At 43.7% G+C, this 17994-nt stretch carries 15 protein-coding genes, 1 pseudogene and 1 other annotated feature; of the genes and pseudogenes, 9 read left to right on the top strand and 7 right to left on the bottom strand.

Features of this window, described 5'->3' with window-relative positions:
• Positions 1 to 32 precede the first annotated feature (32 nt).
• The 3 genes and pseudogenes from NSS79_RS27990 to tnpA all read left to right on the top strand — a co-directional run bounded on the left by NSS79_RS27990 (position 33) and on the right by tnpA (position 2222).
• Positions 33 to 419, top strand: coding sequence for a hypothetical protein (locus NSS79_RS27990; protein WP_342437012.1), 387 nt, complete (start codon positions 33 to 35; stop codon positions 417 to 419).
• A gap of 708 nt (positions 420 to 1127) precedes the next feature.
• On the top strand, positions 1128 to 1562 hold the full coding sequence (locus NSS79_RS27985; RefSeq protein WP_342437011.1) for a hypothetical protein: 435 nt from the start codon (positions 1128 to 1130) through the stop codon (positions 1560 to 1562).
• 219 nt (positions 1563 to 1781) lie between these two features.
• Positions 1782 to 2222: pseudogene (gene tnpA, locus NSS79_RS27980) on the top strand (IS200/IS605 family transposase).
• 266 nt (positions 2223 to 2488) lie between these two features.
• Here tnpA and NSS79_RS27975 read toward each other — a convergent pair.
• Positions 2489 to 3712 (bottom strand): IS110 family transposase, encoded by a 1224-nt coding sequence (locus NSS79_RS27975; RefSeq protein WP_342437010.1) that lies wholly within the window; start codon positions 3710 to 3712, stop codon positions 2489 to 2491.
• A gap of 336 nt (positions 3713 to 4048) precedes the next feature.
• Here NSS79_RS27975 and NSS79_RS27970 point away from each other — a divergent pair, with 336 nt between their 5' ends.
• Complete coding sequence (locus tag NSS79_RS27970) at positions 4049 to 4459, top strand: nuclear transport factor 2 family protein (RefSeq protein ID WP_342437009.1); 411 nt, start codon at positions 4049 to 4051, stop codon at positions 4457 to 4459.
• A gap of 276 nt (positions 4460 to 4735) precedes the next feature.
• Here NSS79_RS27970 and NSS79_RS27965 read toward each other — a convergent pair whose 3' ends face one another.
• Complete coding sequence (locus NSS79_RS27965) at positions 4736 to 5599, bottom strand: hypothetical protein (RefSeq protein ID WP_342437008.1); 864 nt, start codon at positions 5597 to 5599, stop codon at positions 4736 to 4738.
• Positions 5600 to 6528: 929 nt separating this feature from the next.
• Here NSS79_RS27965 and NSS79_RS27960 point away from each other — a divergent pair.
• Positions 6529 to 6933 (top strand): VOC family protein, encoded by a 405-nt coding sequence (locus NSS79_RS27960; protein ID WP_053325236.1) that lies wholly within the window; start codon positions 6529 to 6531, stop codon positions 6931 to 6933.
• Between the two features lie 382 nt (positions 6934 to 7315).
• Positions 7316 to 7696 (top strand): tyrosine-type recombinase/integrase, encoded by a 381-nt coding sequence (locus NSS79_RS27955; RefSeq protein WP_342437007.1) that lies wholly within the window; start codon positions 7316 to 7318, stop codon positions 7694 to 7696.
• A 38-nt stretch (positions 7697 to 7734) separates the two neighbouring features.
• Here the strand turns inward: NSS79_RS27955 and NSS79_RS27950 are convergent, their stop codons facing one another.
• Positions 7735 to 7968, bottom strand: a complete 234-nt coding sequence (locus NSS79_RS27950; protein WP_342437006.1) for a hypothetical protein — start codon at positions 7966 to 7968, stop codon at positions 7735 to 7737.
• A gap of 1235 nt (positions 7969 to 9203) precedes the next feature.
• On the opposite strand from NSS79_RS27950, the gene NSS79_RS27945 reads away from it, so the two are divergent.
• The gene (locus NSS79_RS27945; RefSeq protein WP_342437005.1) at positions 9204 to 10016 is read left to right on the top strand and encodes an inositol monophosphatase family protein; all 813 of its coding nucleotides are present in this window, start codon (positions 9204 to 9206) and stop codon (positions 10014 to 10016) included.
• A gap of 436 nt (positions 10017 to 10452) precedes the next feature.
• Here the strand turns inward: NSS79_RS27945 and NSS79_RS27940 are convergent, their stop codons facing one another.
• Positions 10453 to 11217 carry an SDR family oxidoreductase gene (locus NSS79_RS27940; RefSeq protein ID WP_342437004.1) on the bottom strand — a complete coding sequence of 255 codons (765 nt, stop codon included), beginning with the start codon at positions 11215 to 11217 and terminating at the stop codon, positions 10453 to 10455.
• A gap of 356 nt (positions 11218 to 11573) precedes the next feature.
• On the opposite strand from NSS79_RS27940, the gene NSS79_RS27935 reads away from it, so the two are divergent.
• Positions 11574 to 12410, top strand: a complete 837-nt coding sequence (locus tag NSS79_RS27935) for a copper amine oxidase N-terminal domain-containing protein (RefSeq protein ID WP_342437003.1) — start codon at positions 11574 to 11576, stop codon at positions 12408 to 12410.
• Between the two features lie 1122 nt (positions 12411 to 13532).
• On the opposite strand, the gene argS is transcribed toward NSS79_RS27935, so the two are convergent.
• The 3 genes from argS to NSS79_RS27920 all read right to left on the bottom strand — a co-directional run bounded on the left by argS (position 13533) and on the right by NSS79_RS27920 (position 17234).
• A complete protein-coding gene (gene argS, locus NSS79_RS27930; RefSeq protein WP_342437002.1) occupies positions 13533 to 15500 on the bottom strand; it encodes an arginine--tRNA ligase in 1968 nt (655 codons plus the stop codon).
• 88 nt (positions 15501 to 15588) lie between these two features.
• Positions 15589 to 15810: a binding site (T-box leader), on the bottom strand.
• Positions 15811 to 15863: 53 nt separating this feature from the next.
• Complete coding sequence (locus NSS79_RS27925; protein WP_038595875.1) at positions 15864 to 16700, bottom strand: YitT family protein; 837 nt, start codon at positions 16698 to 16700, stop codon at positions 15864 to 15866.
• 318 nt (positions 16701 to 17018) lie between these two features.
• Positions 17019 to 17234: a hypothetical protein gene (locus NSS79_RS27920; RefSeq protein ID WP_256718105.1), complete on the bottom strand. Its 216-nt coding sequence runs from the start codon at positions 17232 to 17234 to the stop codon at positions 17019 to 17021.
• 510 nt (positions 17235 to 17744) lie between these two features.
• Between NSS79_RS27920 and NSS79_RS27915 the strand changes: the two genes are divergently transcribed.
• Positions 17745 to 17909, top strand: a complete 165-nt coding sequence (locus tag NSS79_RS27915) for a hypothetical protein (RefSeq protein WP_342437001.1) — start codon at positions 17745 to 17747, stop codon at positions 17907 to 17909.
• The last annotated feature ends 85 nt before the right edge of the window (positions 17910 to 17994 follow it).

Below are 17994 nucleotides of genomic sequence, written 5' to 3'. Positions count from 1 at the left end.
AGCCTTATCAAATCTGCGAAAGGTGGTTGAATATGAATAAAGTGGTAGAAGTGCTGCCGGGACAGGAACCGGTAATTAAGGATATTCCGTCATTGTATGGCGGATATGGGCAAGAGCTATTTGGGGAGTCCTGGCGCGGTCATAGGAAGCTTGGTAATGATTTATATATGGCTGTTGGAGATTCAGCAGCTCTTACCCGCAAGCCGGTTAATTTCACATTGTCTTTTGGATCGGTTCAGGTAAGTGTCTGTGGACCAGCCGTTTTTGTACCTAGGGCTTGGGAGAGCGGCGGCGAGACTTTTTACGAATATAAGTCTCTGTTAGCCGGGGAAGCAGCGGCTATTGTAGAGCTGCTAAGACGGAAATGGAGTCGATTCGATCCGAGTGAATTACATAGACTTCTAGGGTGGGAAATCTAATTTGGATCCCAGTTTCTGCAGATCCAACCGATCCCCCCGATCCCCCCATGTAGTCAAAAAGATGATTACCGCCAAAATCCTCTTCATCCAAATCTTTTTCATATTTTCTATCCCCTTATCGTTTTTATGTGATTGCTATATACTTCTCAGCCACGGAGTTCCCGCCGACTCAATTAGGCTTAGTTTAGACTGCCTTCGCCTTTATCAGGAAAATGGCAATACTAAGCTAAGCCCTCTACTAATTTTCTCTGACGATAAGAATTCGACAGAGACGGAGATCTGCGCGATTCAAAAGAGTCTGCAGGAATGAAATCGATTTGAACATAGACATTGTTCGGGTTACTACGTGGAGATCCAGTTTACCTGGAATGAAGGAGTTGTACTCAGAGTCGTAGCTCACTGCTTATTTAAATGTGAAGCAGGGCTTTTTTTGTGCTTAGAGATCCGGAAGGATCTTTTAAAATATAAGAACAAGTTAATTGGAGGTATAATTGTGGTTCGTAGATCAAAAGAAGAACTGCAGGCATAATAATTTTTTTTTGCCCCCTTGTCTCAGAAATTGTAATACAACTCATCTGTCCACTCTCTTAACGAAACAAGTCAAGAATAGAGTATATAAAGTATTTAAAGGAATGTTTTTCTATGGTATCGTATGTGATATAAATCTAAAATATGGATTTTAAACATAATATTGGAGGAGATTATATCATGAATCTTAAGTCCGTTTTCAAAGGAGTAGTGTCATCTACTCTTGCAGTTGTTCTAATTACTGGAGTTGGTACTTTACCGACTTTTGCGCAGTCGACTGAAAGTTCGTCGGAAAATTATGTAACTGAAAGTGGAGTGATTAAACCTTTTGACATGGATGTTTCAAGTGGCTCTTATTCAGGAACAGGATTTTCGACTTCATACAAATTATCAAGTGCTAATGGGAAAAACGTAAATTTCTGGATTAATAATACTGGGGATGTAAGCGTTAAAATTACAATTAATGGAGGATCTGAAGCCACTTTCGCGCCAGGTAAGAGTGGCCACATTTTTGCTCCAGTTGGTCACTTCGCTAGCGAATATAAATTTAAAGCTTCAGCAACGCCTAATGGTGGTGATATTAGTATAGACTATAAGATTGCTCAAAGAGACTGAGTAAATTCCTTAAATAGAAGAGCCGATTTCCTGTAAGTTAAGGAAAATCGGCAGTTGAGTGCGTGAAACGCGCGAAACAAAAAACCACCCGCTATGCGGGTGGTGTAGTGATGCTTATAGCAAAAAACCACCTGATGCGAGCGTTATAATAGGAGTGTTCAAGCTACTATGTATAACGAAAGGAGAAGGTGGTTTTTTGTGGCACAAGCCAGAGAAGGCATGGCACACACCAAATGGATGTGCAAATACCATATCGTATTCACCCCAAAGTATAGACGAAAGGTGATCTACAATCAATACAAGGAAAGTATCCGTGATATCCTAATGCAACTCTGTGGCTATAAAGGGGTAGAGATTATCGAGGGACACCTCATGCCAGATCATATCCACATGCTGGTCAGTATCCCACCGAAAATGAGCGTATCTAGCTTTATGAGATAACTAAAAGGGAAAAGTGCGCTGATGATCTTCGATAAGCATGCAAATTTAAAGTATAAGTATGGAAATCGTCATTTTTGGGTGGAAGGCTATTACGTAAGCACCGTAGGACTCAACGAGGCAACAATTAAGAAATACATCCAAGAGCAGGAAATTCACGATATTGCGCTGGATAAGCTGAGTGTGAAAGAGTACGAAACCCCTTTAAGGGGTAGCCGGTAGTCCAAGCACCCCTTCAGGGGTAGGCAAAAGAGGCAAAGGCATAGTAGCTTGAACGAAGTGAAAGCCAGCGCCTTTAGACGCTAGCCGGCACCAGAGGCTTATAGCCTCAGAGCAAACCACCCGTTTGACGGGTGGTTTTGATTGAACTACTATGAAAATTCATTGCACCAAAGTGTGGAAAAAGGCAGCACTAAAGAAGACGCAACTCGTTCGTTTTTTTAAAGGGGAGAGCGCCTGAATAGCTTTTTATTGCAGCTTTATATAGATCAAGAGCCTTCTGGTTTAGTGATAGTAATGGAGTAGCCTAGTCCTTCAAGTCTGCGTAAAACATGTCGCACAATGGACTGTTCCCTTTGCTTATCGAAGTAGTCTTCCCCTAGATCAACATACATTTCTTTACGAGTTAGAAGGTAATAGGAGATTCTCAACATGGCATGAGCGACTACAATTCCTGCTCGTTTCCTTCCTTTTCGCGCTGCTGTACGCCTATACAGTGCGCCAAGGTAATTCTTAGATCCTTTTACGGAATGAGCTGCTTCGGTTAAGCCTGATCTCAAATATTTATTGCCCTTTTTGGTTTTAGCCGATTTCCTTTTGCCCGCACTTTCGTTATGGCCAGGAACAAGTCCTGCCCAGGAACACATATGAGCTGCGCTTGGAAACTGGTTTTTAATATCAGTACCGATTTCAGCCAGGATTTGTTCGGCCATTCGTGTTGATATGCCTGGAATTGAGTCTAATCGTTCAATATCTTCTTGGTAAGGATTTACTCGCCGTGCAACTTCTTGATCCAGCATATCAATTTGTTGAGTTAGAAAGTCGATGTGAGTTAGAATGGTTTTTATCATTAGGCGTTGATGGGGGCTTACGTATCCTTGGAGGGCAAGTTCGAGTTCGTCTTTTTTTCGTTTTAGTGTCCGAAGGGCCATGTTGGCCAGTTGCTCAGGATCATCTATACCTTCAGCAATCGCATAAAGCATGTTTTTAGAGGAAACTCCCATAATATCTGAGACAACGGAACCAAGCTTAATATTAGCTCCCTCTAATACTTTTTGGATTCGATTATGCTGTCTGGCACGTTCTTCGATGATACTCCGACGATAACGAACAAGCTCTCTTAACTCACGTTGATTACGGTCTGGAATGAAACTGGCTTTAATCAGTCCGTGGCGAAGGAGTTGGCAAATCCATTCTGCATCTTTAACATCGGTTTTGCGTCCAGGCACAGCTTTCATATGCTGGGCATTAACAACCAGAAATTCGATCTCCTCAGCCTCAATTAAATTTACAATAGGTTTCCAATAAACACTTGTGCTTTCCATGGCGACATGAGTACAGCTGTGCTCCTTAATCCAGTCCACTAACTTAAGAAGAAATACAGTTTTAGTTGAAAATGTTTGAATCTCCTTTCCTTCAGGTGTCATGATGCATGCAGTAATATTGTCTTTATGGACATCCATACCGCACGCCCGTTCAATAATTACATCCACGCCATTCAACCTTTCTACGGCATCATGATTGGAGACTGGTGCAACAACCAGAATAGGATTAATCTACTATGAGTGCTTCCCAGTGGGAGCAACATTCAGTGGTGCACCGTGGTCGTTGGAGTCAGACTAACGGATGGGCTCTAATCGCACCATAGTTCATCGACCTTCCTCTCCCAGCCGTACTTCCAGTATAAAATACCAAGCGAAAATTTTCATTCTCTGTGGTGCAGCGCTGATTTTGCGCTGCATGGTTGGCTAACGGGCAGGATAATGGTGAAATATGTTAATAAGGTGTGTGCAAAGCTTATGCCTATACCGAAAGGAGATTAGTAGATCATGCAAAGTGCCCAACAAGTGCTAACAAGTTATTTTCAAGCACTAGGAAGCAAACAGATTGATAAAGTGATTGAAATGGTTCATGAGGAAGCGAATTTTATTATTCTTAAAAAAGAAACCTCTAAGGAAATTCCTTTATATGGTACATTTCATGGTAAAGAAGGTGTTAGAAAATATTTAAAAATATTAGCAGAAACAGAGCAAATAGAGAGATTTGTCCTAAACAAACTTATTGGTAATCAGGAAGCGGCGTGTGCATGGGGGAATTTCCGCATTAAGGTCAACGTAACTGGGAAAGTGTTCGAGAGTGATTGGGCAATCATTTGTGAAATAGAACAAGAGAAGATAAAGTTTTTTCAAATCTTTGAAGATACGGCTGCTCTAGAAAAAGCTTTTGATCTTAATCGTTGATATCTTAATGAACTAGACAACTTAAAGACAGAGTAATCAGACTCAACAGGACCTATTGGCTGACAAAATATGTCTAACTGGGCCAGACAGTTCGATACGCTAACGGGAAACGTTAGTTCAACGGATAGCTCAACAAAACAGCGGCAGTCTAGGACTTTATTTTCTCGTCCACGGCTACCGCTGTTTTTATAGTTGGGCCAAGTCTAATACTTATTTTACTCTGACGGTTTTATTATTCGAAAAGCCGCGTGGGACCAACATATCCAGTCTATAACTTTATTTTCTTTCAACAGCAGGAATTAAACCATCATATTTTGACAATTCACTTTTTGATATCTCTGTTATAACTTTTACCTGATCTGATCCCATTGTGTATCGATATAACATATATTGATTTGAAGGATATTCGTTAATAAAGTCAATCCCATCATTGTCCTTATCCCATAAAATGAATGGTGTTTCGATATATGGTTCTTTCTCAGGCAATTTAATTAATTTTTTGTTGTCAAAATCATAAACAGCCAAGGAACATGAGCCTAAATAACCGTATGAAAGTGCGAGTTTGTTATCCTTGGGAGACCAGTTATAAGTATAAATCGATTCATAATTTTCCCCCTTATCAATTTCATTGTTCATATAACTGCTTTTTCCGTTGGTTAGATCAAGTACAATTAACTGGTGACCTATATTAGTTGCTAATACATTGATGGCTACATAATTATGGCTTGCAGATAAAGCAACAGAAACGACATTGCTAATATTATGCTGTATAAATTCCGGAACTTCTACATCATATTCATTGCCATCGTTTTTCACTTGCATTGACGTAATTGAATCTGAAGTTTTTTTGGCGGTAAGAGTGAGATCATCCAATTTCCAAACAAATTCTTTTTGGCTTACCTCTCCTACCTGCCCCTGCTCTGGAACATAATAACGTGACAACTCATTACTTTCATTTGTATCACTGCTGGCTGCTGGTGTGCCATTCACACTACCTTGAGTGGTACTACTCGGTTCAACTTTATGTTCGCTTTGTGCAACATTTTCGCTTTTTGGCTGGTCATCTGTTTTATTCCCGCACCCAACGAGTAAAGACATAACCATGCTAATCATAATCATTCCCGATACAATTCTCATCAATTGTGTAATCTACCTCCAAAATTTTATTACCATTTTATAGACGCTAAATAATGGTTTATGTTTCCTTTTTATGAAAATAAAATCCAAAACATCTCATGTATTGGTCTAAATTGTGCATGTTGATTCGCCTACTTGACCCAAGCACTGAACTCGGAACGGTTGATGTAGGATTGGCCAACTGAGATAAAATTGCTCTTTATACCATTATTTGGCTTACCTTTGTTAATCTGGATACCTATAAAGAAGACGACGAACGGTAAAACACCCTCCTGCACCAAGTTGAGGTGTAAGAAAAATATTTTCACGTCTCTGGTCGGCGTCTCCTTAGACCCTGAAGGAAGTATCGAGGATGCAGACCTGTCAATATATCTCAATGAACGCGAAGATCCACAAACAATCACAATCCAAAAGCTGGGGCCGGCCTTTCTGCCGGAGCTCCTTTGTAAGCTTTGGCGGGACCGAAAAGCATTTACGATTATAGAAGATACTCTTTCCTATTATGAGAATGGTGAACCAATTGCTGAGAAAGAACTGTTATTAACTGGGGTCAGTTAGATTATTATCTAAAATATTTAACTAATGGTAATAATAAGGGGGTTTTTTGAGACGTAATAATGTAGTTTTTAGTCCTGATGTTCAAAGAAAATAAAGTATTAGACTGAAAAATAAAGCGTTAGACTCGGAAAATAAAGTTGTAGACTGAGAAAATAAAGTATTAGACTGGTGGGCGCTTCATTAAGCTAACAGGCAGAATATATAAACGGGTATCAACTTTAGCAGAGAGAATACCCGAAAATGTTAAAATGCTACTGACATAACGTTGTCAGTAGCGTTAGTTTATTATCGATTAGGTAATCATAATGGGGTGGATAGCTTGTTCTTGCCCTGATAAGATACTGTATCATTTATTATAGGAAGGATGGTATTTTATGAATTTTGCTTCTGTACGTATCATTACCGACGATGTGGATCGTCTTGTTGAGTTCTATGAGAGAGTCATGGGTGTTTCAGCGGAACGTCCCGCGGCAGCCTTTGCCGAACTCGTTGTGCCATCGTGCACCCTGGCGATCGGTCACTCCCATACTGTGCCGCTGTTCGGCATTGGTTCCGCAGTGGCGGCCGACAATCGCACTGTCATACTCGAGTTCCTCGTCCATGATGTCGATGCCGAATACGAGCGCTTGAAGCCGTTTGTCGACGAGTGGGTAAAGGAACCGACCACGATGCCGTGGGGGAACCGTGCTGTGTTGTTCCGTGATCCCGACGGCAACCTCATTAACCTCTTCAAGCCGGTGACCGAGGAAGCGATCAAAAGGTTCAGTGGTAGGGGGTGACTCATGGGGAAACAGTTTTGCCTCTCCTTATAGCCTCACTCACTGTGAAATTGAGACTGGCCCTTGTAGCGCGGTACCTAGAAAGGTTATCTGTTTAGAAGGGAGGAGGTTCCTTTGATTCACTAAACTAACTGGAAACGCTAGTTTAATACAGCGGGCAGATTAAAACCTCTCCTTAGAAGCAAACTAGATTTAATAGCTTCTAAAGGGAGGTTTTGTAATGAATTTAAATGAGTTGTGGAGTTTGTATGAGGCCGACTAACGCATTCAAGGGTTCAGTCCAAAAACATTAAAAGCATACGCCTTACAGCACAAGATGTTAGTGCTGGAGCTAGGTAATCTCGATGTCACAGAGGTAACGTTAACCATACTGAAGGAGTACTTGACAAAACAAGCAGTTCGTTTGAAGCCAAACAGCCTTGGTCATCGGATTCGTTTTATTCGTTCTCTTTTCCGCTATGCTTATGAAGAGACGTATCTGACTTCAAATCCTTCTCTAAAGTTGAGAGAACCCAAATTAGATAAGCGCATTCCTAAGTTTTTGATTGAGGAAGACGTCATACACTTGAAAATCTCATGTGAGTCACTCAGGGAAAGAGCACTGCTTGAGTTTCTCTACAGCACCGGCTGCCGGATTGGGGAGGTAGAAAAGATCAACATCGAAGATCTAAACTGGGAGAACTGCTCAGCAATCGTTAATGGCAAGGGATCGAAGCAAAGAGAAGAGAAGTTTACTTTACAACAGAGTGCAAAGTATGGTTAAAGAAGTACCTGGCCAGCCGTGAGGATTCCTGTAAAGCCTTATTTGTTACCGATACGCATCCAACAAAACGAATGGCTATACCTACGATTAGGTGGGCAATAAAACGGCTTGCAGGTCGGAGAGAACTTGAAGTGAATGTGTACCCGCATCGCTTTCGACATGGTTTCTATCCGGCCAAGAACTGCAGCCCGGCGGAACCTCCCATCATGTTTGCCGGGGTATTGTTCAATCAAATGCTTGGCAAAATCATCTATGGCTTTTTCTTGATCCATTCTTTCCTCCTTTAGAGGGGCTAGAGGCCCTGATTATCAAAATACTCTCTTATTAAACCCCAAAGCTCTGATCATTTTCTGAACATCAGCGATATGTATCTAATATTATGAGTGCGAATGACAGTGTGCAGAACGTAAGACGAGGTTAGTTGGTGTTTATTTTATTCGGTGAGGTTTGAGAAGCGGGCATAATAACCCGCCGAGCTAAAACATGCTGGCGGGTTTGTTTTTTTTCTGCAGCGTGTCGAAGCTAGGACGGAAACGCGATTTTTTTAACTGGTCTAACTTGTATGCATTGATTTATGTATATTGACGTGACAGGAAACACTTGTTTGTATTCATTACTTCTCATATGTTTATTACTGCAAATTCGACAAAAATACAATATACTCCCTTTTTATTTCAAATGCACAAAAAGAAGCTATTCCTAAATTTTGAATGGTGTCAAATAAAGACTATTAAAAAAAAGGGGGAGGGTTATGGCTGTTTGAAATACAGAACCAATTGAAAATAACGCATGAAGTCCTCCGTAGTGAACAATCTGATTCGTCCGAAACAAAGTAAATCCTTGAGTTAAAGATGAAGGATAGTTGAATCAAACAAGGAGCAGTTTGCCACGGCAGAACTGCTCCTTGTTTTCATTAAGCTCAAATTAGGTAAGAGGCTGGTGCAACAATCAGAGTAGGATTAATCTCCCATGAGTGCTTCCCGATAGGGAGCGACAATCTGTGATGCACCGTGATCGTTGGAGTCAGACTAACGGATAGGCTCGTAGGCACCATAGCTTATCCACCTTCCTCTCCCAGTCATAGTAGCAGTATAGACAAATTTGTAGTCCCATTTTCATCATCTCTGGTGCAGCGCAAGCGCTGCATGTATGACTAACGGGAAACGACAGCTCAAAAACATTAAGACAGCCGATTTCAACACGATCGGCTGCTTTTGTTTAACTAGCCTTACTGTGTCCTGAATCTCATACCTCGCAAGCAAATCTTGCCCGTCCCCCACCCGAAAAACTTGCTGTTAATTATGATAAGGATCAACTTCAAGCAAGACGATGATGCCGTTCTCACCTATGTTGAATTGATGTCCAGCTCCGTCTTCCAGTTCAGTTCTACGTTGGTTGAAGTAGTCCTCCTGAAAATGAATCCTTAAAAAGGGATGTGGTACAGGGGCACGAATATAATCTATGTCTGAAAATAAGATTAAGCACTGTAAGGAGGAATGGGAACAAAATGAAGTTCGACCTTCGAGAATTAGCGTTGTTTGCAGAACAGGTTGTAACAAAAGCGGGTGATAGAATTTCCGAATTGCGCAGCCGGGAAAAAATTGAAGTGAATTACAAGGATGCGGGTGAACTTGTGACATCAGCTGACTTGCTGTCGGAAAGAATCATTCAAGAAGCCATAATGGGGACATTTCAAGGTCATCGAATTCTTTCGGAGGAAGATGGAGTACATAACTGGGATAATTTCAAGTTTGACGGTCCAGTGTGGGTGATTGATCCCTTAGATGGCACAGTTAATTTTTCTCGGAACCTGCCGCATTACGGCGTTTCGTTGGCTTTTGCCCTTGATGGCGTAGTGCTGGCAGGAGCAGTATATGCGCCAGATTTGAACTGTACTTATGTGGGGATTAAAGGGGAAGGCTCCTATTGCAATGGTGAGCGTTTACGAATTCGTAAATGTACTTCGCTACTAGATGCTGTCATTGGCACTGGTTTTCCGCATGATCCAGCAAAAGTGCAGCCAGCAATCGAAAGAGTGAACAGACTCAGAAGAAACTGTCGTGACATTAGGCGTTTTGCCGCACCAACAGTAGACATTTGTTATGTGGCGTCCGGAAAGTTAGATGCGCATACGGAAAGTCTTTCACCGTGGGACGTAGCCGCTGCAGGCTTGATTGCACGGGAGGCTGGAGCAATGAGTTGCCATGTACAAGCGGTGCCTGATGGCATCCCTAATGAACTCTATGGTGAAGATGTCGTATTCACAACACCTGGAATCTTCGATGATCTCTTGACATTATTGCGGATGGAATCCGAATAAAAGGTTCAGTCTCTTTTCAACATTGTGTACGTGCAAAAACGTTAGCTTAGTAAGGCATGTTCTTCAATGAAAAATCCATCCTTTTCAGGATAGCCTTAAACACTTACCCCTTCAGCCAGCGCTGAACCATATCATAGTTTACAGACAGGTCATTCCGCTAACTGGAAACGATAGCACTATGACAATAGGCAGCCGAAATCATTGGCTGCCTATTTAGCTAACGGGCAGGATAGTTGAAGAACATACACGGTGAACTATACCATAAGTGACGAAAAATTATATTGTGGAAGCGACCTAACAATACGATCAACCGAAATAGTCCAATGCAAACATGGAAAACAACACGTATTGATCTGCACTCGTGTTGTTTTCCATGTTTTAATATCCATACTTTTATATATCATATATGTTGTTGCTAGATAGGCTTGCCCGGCTTTTAAAGATGCGAACCGCCGCTTGCGTCAATCAACTGACCGGTTACCCAGCGGCTGTCCTGAGAAGCGAGGAAGGCGGCGATATCCGCAATGTCTCCGGGTTCTCCCCAACGGTTGAAAACGGATAGGCCTGCCGCATATTTTTGTCCGTCGGGACCGCTCAAAGTTCCTTCATTCATCTCGGTGTTGATGATGCCGGGTTGGATGGAGTTGACCGTAATATTCCGGTTCCCCAACTGCTTAGCCAGCAGCAGCGTAAAGGTATTGATCGCTCCTTTTGTCATGCTGTAGGTGAAGACGCCCGGTGAAGCTACCCGCGTCACGAAGGAAGAAATGTTAATGATGCGCCCGCCGTCCTTTAACAGCGGCAAAGCTTGCTGCGTTACAAAAAACGGCGCTTTGACGTTAATCGTCATCACTTCGTCAAAAGTAGCTTCTGTCGCTTCTTGGAAAGTAAGAATTTGCCCGATTCCCGCGTTGTTGACCAAAATATCGAATCCGCCGCCGTCCCCGTGCTCTTGAATCGCTTCGTCCAGCGCCGCGATCAACTCGCGAATGCCATCAGGCGTACTCAAATTGGCGCCAATCGCACAGGCGTTTCCTCCGTTTTGGGTGATTTGTTGCACGACCGCTTCCGCTTCATGGCGGCGTTGACCGTAATGTACGGCGACAAAAGCGCCCTCTTGCGCCAGACGCAACGCGATGTTGCGCCCGATCCCCCGGCTGGCCCCCGTTACTAATGCTATTTTTCCTGTCAATTTGCTCATCAGTACTCAGCTCCTTCTTTTCTGTTTCTCTATAGTTTTAACATAGAAGCCGTTATGAAATGTTGCTCTCTTATTGATTCGGGTGGCTGCACTGCCGTAGGACTAATATTTTTCAGTCCATGTTTAGTCTCATTTATTGATAAGTTTGGCGTTAGATGGTGTTTCATAGTATAAGTGTAGCTAAAAATTTGATTAAGCTAACGGGAGACGATAGTTCAATAAACACACCAAAACAAGGCTGCCGCGCATAATCGGCGGTCTTGTTACACTAACGGGCAGTTTAGTGCAACATTACCTCATAGTTCTCGTATATAGTATTGGTTCACCAAAATATGTAAATGAAGGAATGAAATAATATGAAAAAGGTTCTCACAGGAATATTCACTGCATTGATTTTATCTATTACCACTTCACCTACATACGCGGCAGACATGCAAATAAAAGTTGAAGGTGTTATTATTTCCTCCGATGTGAAGCCCGAAATTAAGAACAACCGAACAATGGTGCCTCTGCGAGCTGTCAGTGAAAATTTGGGGGCTAGGGTCAACTGGTCGGATTCGGAAATCGTGCTCACAAAAAGTAATGTGAAGGTAATCTTGCAACTGAATAGCAATACAGCAGTGAAAAACGGTAAAACGGTGCCGCTTGATGTCAAACCATATCTAAACAATAATCACACGATGGTTCCACTTCGTTTTATTGCAGAGATGTTTGGTTGCAATGTCAGTTACAGTAACAATGCAGTTAATGTCGAAGCAAAGCCCTTGGTCATCGATGGTGTAAAGGTGAAAACATTGCAACAAGAATACCGCATGACTATGGGCGGCGTAGTAAATCAAATCAATGGGAATACCTATAATGAAGCAATATATAATATTTTTGTAGAGAACAAAGGCAAGAAAGTCGAAGAACCTTCTAATTACTCATGGAGGAGTCACCTTTCAACTGGCTGGTACTATAGAAGTGGGCAATATGACTTTTTAGATCAAGAAGGGAACAGCATAAAACGTTTTGACATTTATACTTTAGTTCAATCGTTTGATGAGGACCAGGACACCGAGGTTTTGATTTATGAAGCGAATGAAAACCAATGGTATATGTTTAACTGCACAGCAAGTCAAGAGATTAGGGAGTTAATTGATACAGCATCAAAGAACGGTTTTCTAACAGAGATTAGCAATACAGTTCCGTAAAGGGTACGACAGCTTAATAACCCAAGAAAACGTGGCTGCCCATGGGATTGATCGGTGGCCTTTGTTGCGCTAACGGGAAACGTTAGTTTAATGAAACAGAGGCAGTCTAGGACATATTTTCTCGCCCTTGGATGTCTCTGTTTCTATTTCTAAGGTCAGTCTAAATCTTATTTTATGGAGTTTGCTGGTATGATAATTCTAAAAAACGCGTTGAATAAAGGCATCCAGTCTAATACTCTATTTTTTTGTTGACTCACGTAACCCGATCTGCGACCATCCCGACATAAGCCAGTAGGTTTCCCGCGAACTGTTAAGACTTATCAGGCGACTTATAAGTTAAACTCTTCCTATTCAGGTTCCGATGGTCACAATTTCACCGTACCGTCCGCCAAATCCACCATCATGGCCTTCTGCGGTCTGCACGGTTAGCCCCCGTTTCAACTCATTCATTTCATAATGTTGGTGCCTTTCCTTTTGGATTCGAAGTTCGTTCAGCCTCGCAGCCGTTCCAAGGCGCCACAGTGCGCAACAGGCGGTGTCGTCTACTTTATTTAATGCTGCCAGTACAATCTTGATATCTCGCACCTTGGCAAATGGTGAACAGTCACTTTCGACGATGGTTTCTATCCGGCTAAGAGCTGCAGCTCGGCGGGAACCTCACGTCATGTTTTCCGGGGTACTGTTCAATCAAATGCTTAGCTAATTCAACTATGGCTTTTTCTCGATTCATTTTATCCTCCTTTAGAGGGGCTATAGGATCAGAATAACATAATACTTTCTTATCAACCCCAAACCTCTGATCATGTTCTGAACATCAGCGACATGTATCTAATATTATGAGTGTGTAAGACAGTGTGCAGAACGTAAGACGAGGTTAGGTGGTGTTTATTTTATTCGGTGAGGTTTGAGAATCGGGCATACATAAAATAACCCGCCGAGCTAAAACAGCTGGCGGGTTTGTTTTTTTTCTGCAGCGTGTCGAAGCTAGGACGGAAACGCGATTTTTTTAACAGGTCTAACTTATATGCATTGATTTATTTCTCAGTGATGAAGCGATATTCGTGCTTATTGCATAGCTGGCTTGCTGATTAATACCCGCTCTACAGTCTGCCACTTCCTCCGTTACATCCGCTCCGGCTTCGGCAGGCCAAGCACCTCAAGCACTTCGCCGAGCGTTTCCTGGAATGCCGAAGTAAGCCAGAGACGGAAGCGGATGGTAAGTTGCTCCCCTTTGAGAATCGGGCAGGCGGAATAAAAGTTATTGAACAGCGAGGCCAGAGTATGCGCATAGTTGCAGATTGTATTTGGCGTCAGCTCGATGCTTGCGCTGTATAAGGTGTCTTGCCAGATGCTGAGATGTCTCAGCAGGGCAATCTCCGCTTTGTCCAGAGGGGCCGGGAAATCCGGCACCGCAGCTGGTTCAGATGCCGCATCCGCCGCCGCATCGACTGCTGCATCCGCCGTATTTACCGCCATTGCATCCGTCTTCAACGTTGCAGCTGCCGCTGCTCCCAATACGGCTCCTGTCTCCATTGCAGCAGCTTTACTGAGTACACTGCCCGCACGTGCATAGGTATACATCAGGTATACGCCGGTATTGCCGGCAATCTCGGTCGCCTGCTTGAAATCAAACACAATCTCCGTCCCCAGATTGAAACGCAGCAGATAGTAACGGATTGCAGCTGTGGCGATCAGCCGGCTGGACAGGCCGTTTTTGTCGGAGCGGGTGGCTTCAATGGTGTTCTCCATGAGCTGGACCAGCTCGGTGACCTTGATGCCGATGCCCTGACGGCCGGACATGGCGTAAGAGGTTTTGCCGTCCGAGGTATCGATCCCCAGTTCTGCGGCGGAAGCCGGACTAAGAGAAACCACGCCATAGCTTACATGATGAAGCTTCCCGGCTTGCCCGGCATATCCCAATACCTCTAAAGCCTGCTTCACCATCGCCTGCGGATACTCCTGCCGGTAATCAATGACGTTAACCACCATATCTGCCTCTCCAAAAGGCATCTGCTGTCCACTTGGACCCGTCGTCCAAACGCCTGCATTAAACTCGCTGTAGGAGAAGTTTTTGTCCAGCAGTCCGAATTTCCAGAGATGATAGGCGATGTCCTTGGCAGTGTAGGTCAAAATCCCGTTCGAGCGCACCAGCACCTTATCTTTTTGATGTTCCTCTGAATCCGCCCCTGTGCCTTCTGCTGCCGATTGCTTCAGAATCCAGCATCCCGCCAGCTTGCCCTCGGTTTCCTGAACAAAAACGGCCGTCTGTTCCAGCAGCGCAAAAGCGGAGGACCAAAATCCCTCTTTTAAAATACTGCTCTCCCACACCAGCAAATCGTAGGTGATGCCGAAGTTTTTCATTTCCTCAACATGTTCTCTCACAATCCGTTCAGCCACAAGGCTGCCGAGCCAAGCGGTATTGCCGTTTCCTTCTTCCAATGCATGGAGAATCTCCGTCCGTTTATGGACCGTCTCAGGATGTAATGCGTATTCCTTATTGATTCCGGCGTAGATATCCCAGCAATAATCACCGAAGCGGACATGATCACCTGCGAGCGGCACATTCATTAGCCCGACCACCGTATCTGCCAGCTGATTGCCAAGGTCATCCACATAGTTGTGAACTTCCACGTTGTAACCTGTTTTTCTCAAAATCCTAACCAGCGCATCTCCAATACAGGAGTTTCTCAGATGTCCAATATGCATTGATTTGTTTGGGTTCACAGAAGTATGCTCAATGATCACCTTATTCCCGTTCCCTGGCGGCAGCTCAAAGCTGTGGTTTGCCCACTCCTGCCAATCCACGTACATATTGATGAAGCCCGGAGCCGCAACCTCGATTCGCTGCAGCAATCCCTTGATCGCCTCCTGTTGCCCAAGCTCCGCTGTGATCAGCTCGGCAATAGCCATTGGGGCCTTGCGCAGGACTTTGGCCAGCTGCATGGCAATATTGCTGGAGTAGTCGCCGAAATCCGGATTAGCGGGCTGTTCAAGAGCGATGGTTAAATGTTCTGGTGCGGCAGCGCTCAGGCTGCTGAATACCTGCTGGACGCTTTGTTCCAAGCTTGTTCTGATAAGTTGGCTTAACACGGGATGAACCTCCTTTAAAATTCTTGAAGCAGATTTGCGTTACTTGTACTTAACGGGCTAAAAAACATCAAAAAAAGCCCACGTCTCTAAAAGAGACGAGGGCTTTAGCGCTCGCGGTACCACTCTCGTTGCTAAACAACTTGGTTTAGCCACCTTACAGGTTAACGGTCTTCAGCCGGGGCTTCCTACTATCAGTTCAGAAGTCCATCTCCCGGGTGCGCTTCATTAACTGGCCTGTACCGGCTCTCACTCTTCCGGCTCGCTGGGGACTAGGGTCCAAGGCAACTACTTTCCCGTTCATCGATTGTATATTGATTTTTATCAGTATAGCGAATTTATGGAATAAATCAATAGCCGATTGGATTATTTAGAAATATCAATAAATCCTTCACCAAACACGTCGCGTACATCGTGGATCGTGACAAAAGCATTTTTGTCCTCAGCCCGTACGATTTTTTTGAGCATGGAAACTTCCTGCTTACTAATTACGATGTAAAGAACTTCCTTTTCTTCGCCGGTGTAATAGCCGTATCCCCGGAGCACCGTTACTCCGCGGTCCATAATCTCTGTAACCCGTACGGCAATGCTGTCATAGTGTGCCGAGATGATGGTCACCGCTTTTTTAGGATTCAAGCCCTCGATAATGAACTCCATGGCTTTGGTTCCGATATAGAGGATGACGAACGTAAACATCATCTTTTCGATACCAATGACGAAGGCGGACAGTGCGGCAACGATAAGATCAAAGAACAGCAAGGCATAGCTTATATTCCAATCCCAATATTTATTGGCAAGACGAGCCAGAATTGTTGTACCTGCAGTCGTGCCGCCGACCCTGATGATCAATCCAATCCCGACCCCGGCAAACAGTCCCGCGAAAATAGCGTTAATCACCGGCTCATCCGAAGCGATCTGCCAGTTCTTGGTCAAGTACAGGAACAGGGAGTTAAAGGCAACGGCGATAATGGTATAGCCCGTCGTTTTTTTATCCAGCAGCTTATAGCCGATGATCAGCAAAATCCCGTTCAAGATGATGCCGACCAGCGCAGGTGACCATTTCAGCAAATAATACAGAATGATCGATATCCCTGTAACGCCACCCTCACCAAAGTCATTGGGAATCACAAATAAATTGACTGCCAGCGCAAAAATAAATGCCCCGAGAAGCAGCATAACCATATCATGTACTCTTTTGTTCATACGATATACCTCCATGATTTTAAAGCTCACACAAAAAAGCGATTAAAGGAAAAAATCATCCTTTAATCGCTTTGTAGCAAACATAAGTTGCGCAGCTCTTTTGATACTTTAATCATAACAAGCCTTATAGGGGATGTAAATGATTTTAATTCAAGTAAGGAGTCCCGTTTCAATCGGAAGCGGGCGCAGCGGTAAGATCCTTAATATCCGTTGAACCAAAGATAAGCAGCGCAATTACAATGACCAGCAGGATACCCCCGGCAAAATCTTCGCCGTCAAAATTGTCCATACGTGCTAGGCCTCCCTTTATTCCTCCACTCAAGAGTTGTCTGATTTTTTCTTCAAAGCGGCCATGATCTCGTTCAAGGTCAGGCTGCTGTTGTCGTCGAGAAAGCTGACCAGTTTATCAACGTTGCTGTCGCTCAAATTGCCAAGTGATTTATATTTGCCAACCAGGCTGACCAGAAGCGAAGCGTCCGTGAACATCTGGACAGAGTCTACCTTTAACTTGCCTGATAAAAGAAGTGCAGCCACTGCAAACTCCAGCCCCTTTGGACTTTGCGTTTTTGGGTTTGCCGGTTGTTTTTTTATGCTCGTTTTCTTTCCTTTTCCAGGAGGGGGCATGGACTCCCTTCTTTCATATACATTCTTTCAGAACAGCGGCCACTAGTGGGCGAACTCTCTTTTGTACACTTTATGCACTGCTGCAGGATTTGGTGAATGGAGCCTGTCTTCTGTCCACACCGTCAGGGTAGCACACCAATATTAATATATTGTGCGATCAATTAACACTACCGCTAGAATCAGAGTTTGATATTCACAAATGAGTGGATCGAAAGGAGGAATAAGACGGGATACCACATTATCTACTGGACCTATAGAGAATAATCCTGCTCTTGGCGTAAGACCGGCGCAGCTTGTAACTGTAAAGATTGTGAATCGGCTGCTGCAGAGGTACTGGTTATTAATATTCTAGGTTACTTCCTGGGTACTACAAGAACTTTATATGTGAGTGAAGTTGTCGAAATCGCACCAGGCGGGGTGGTGACCAGAGACTACTTTGCCGATCTGGATGCTTTCGAATTTCTTTTTACAGGCGATGACCTAGGAGAAAAAGCAGGGATTTCAGTATGGGGCAAACAAGCTGACGGTCAATTGGTGGATGCCCATCGTGTTGTAACGCATGAGAAATGGAGTGACGAGTTGTAGCATTTGCGGAGTCCGAACCCGGTAGAGTAACAAATCCTTATGTCATTCTAAAAAAAATACAGCAAACAGGGACATCCCCAGCCTT

Origin of the sequence: Paenibacillus sp. FSL L8-0436, assembly GCF_038593025.1 — a bacterium.
In the GTDB taxonomy this organism is placed as follows: Bacteria; Bacillota; Bacilli; order Paenibacillales; family Paenibacillaceae; genus Paenibacillus_AQ.
This window is presented reverse-complemented; position numbering and strand designations above follow the sequence as displayed.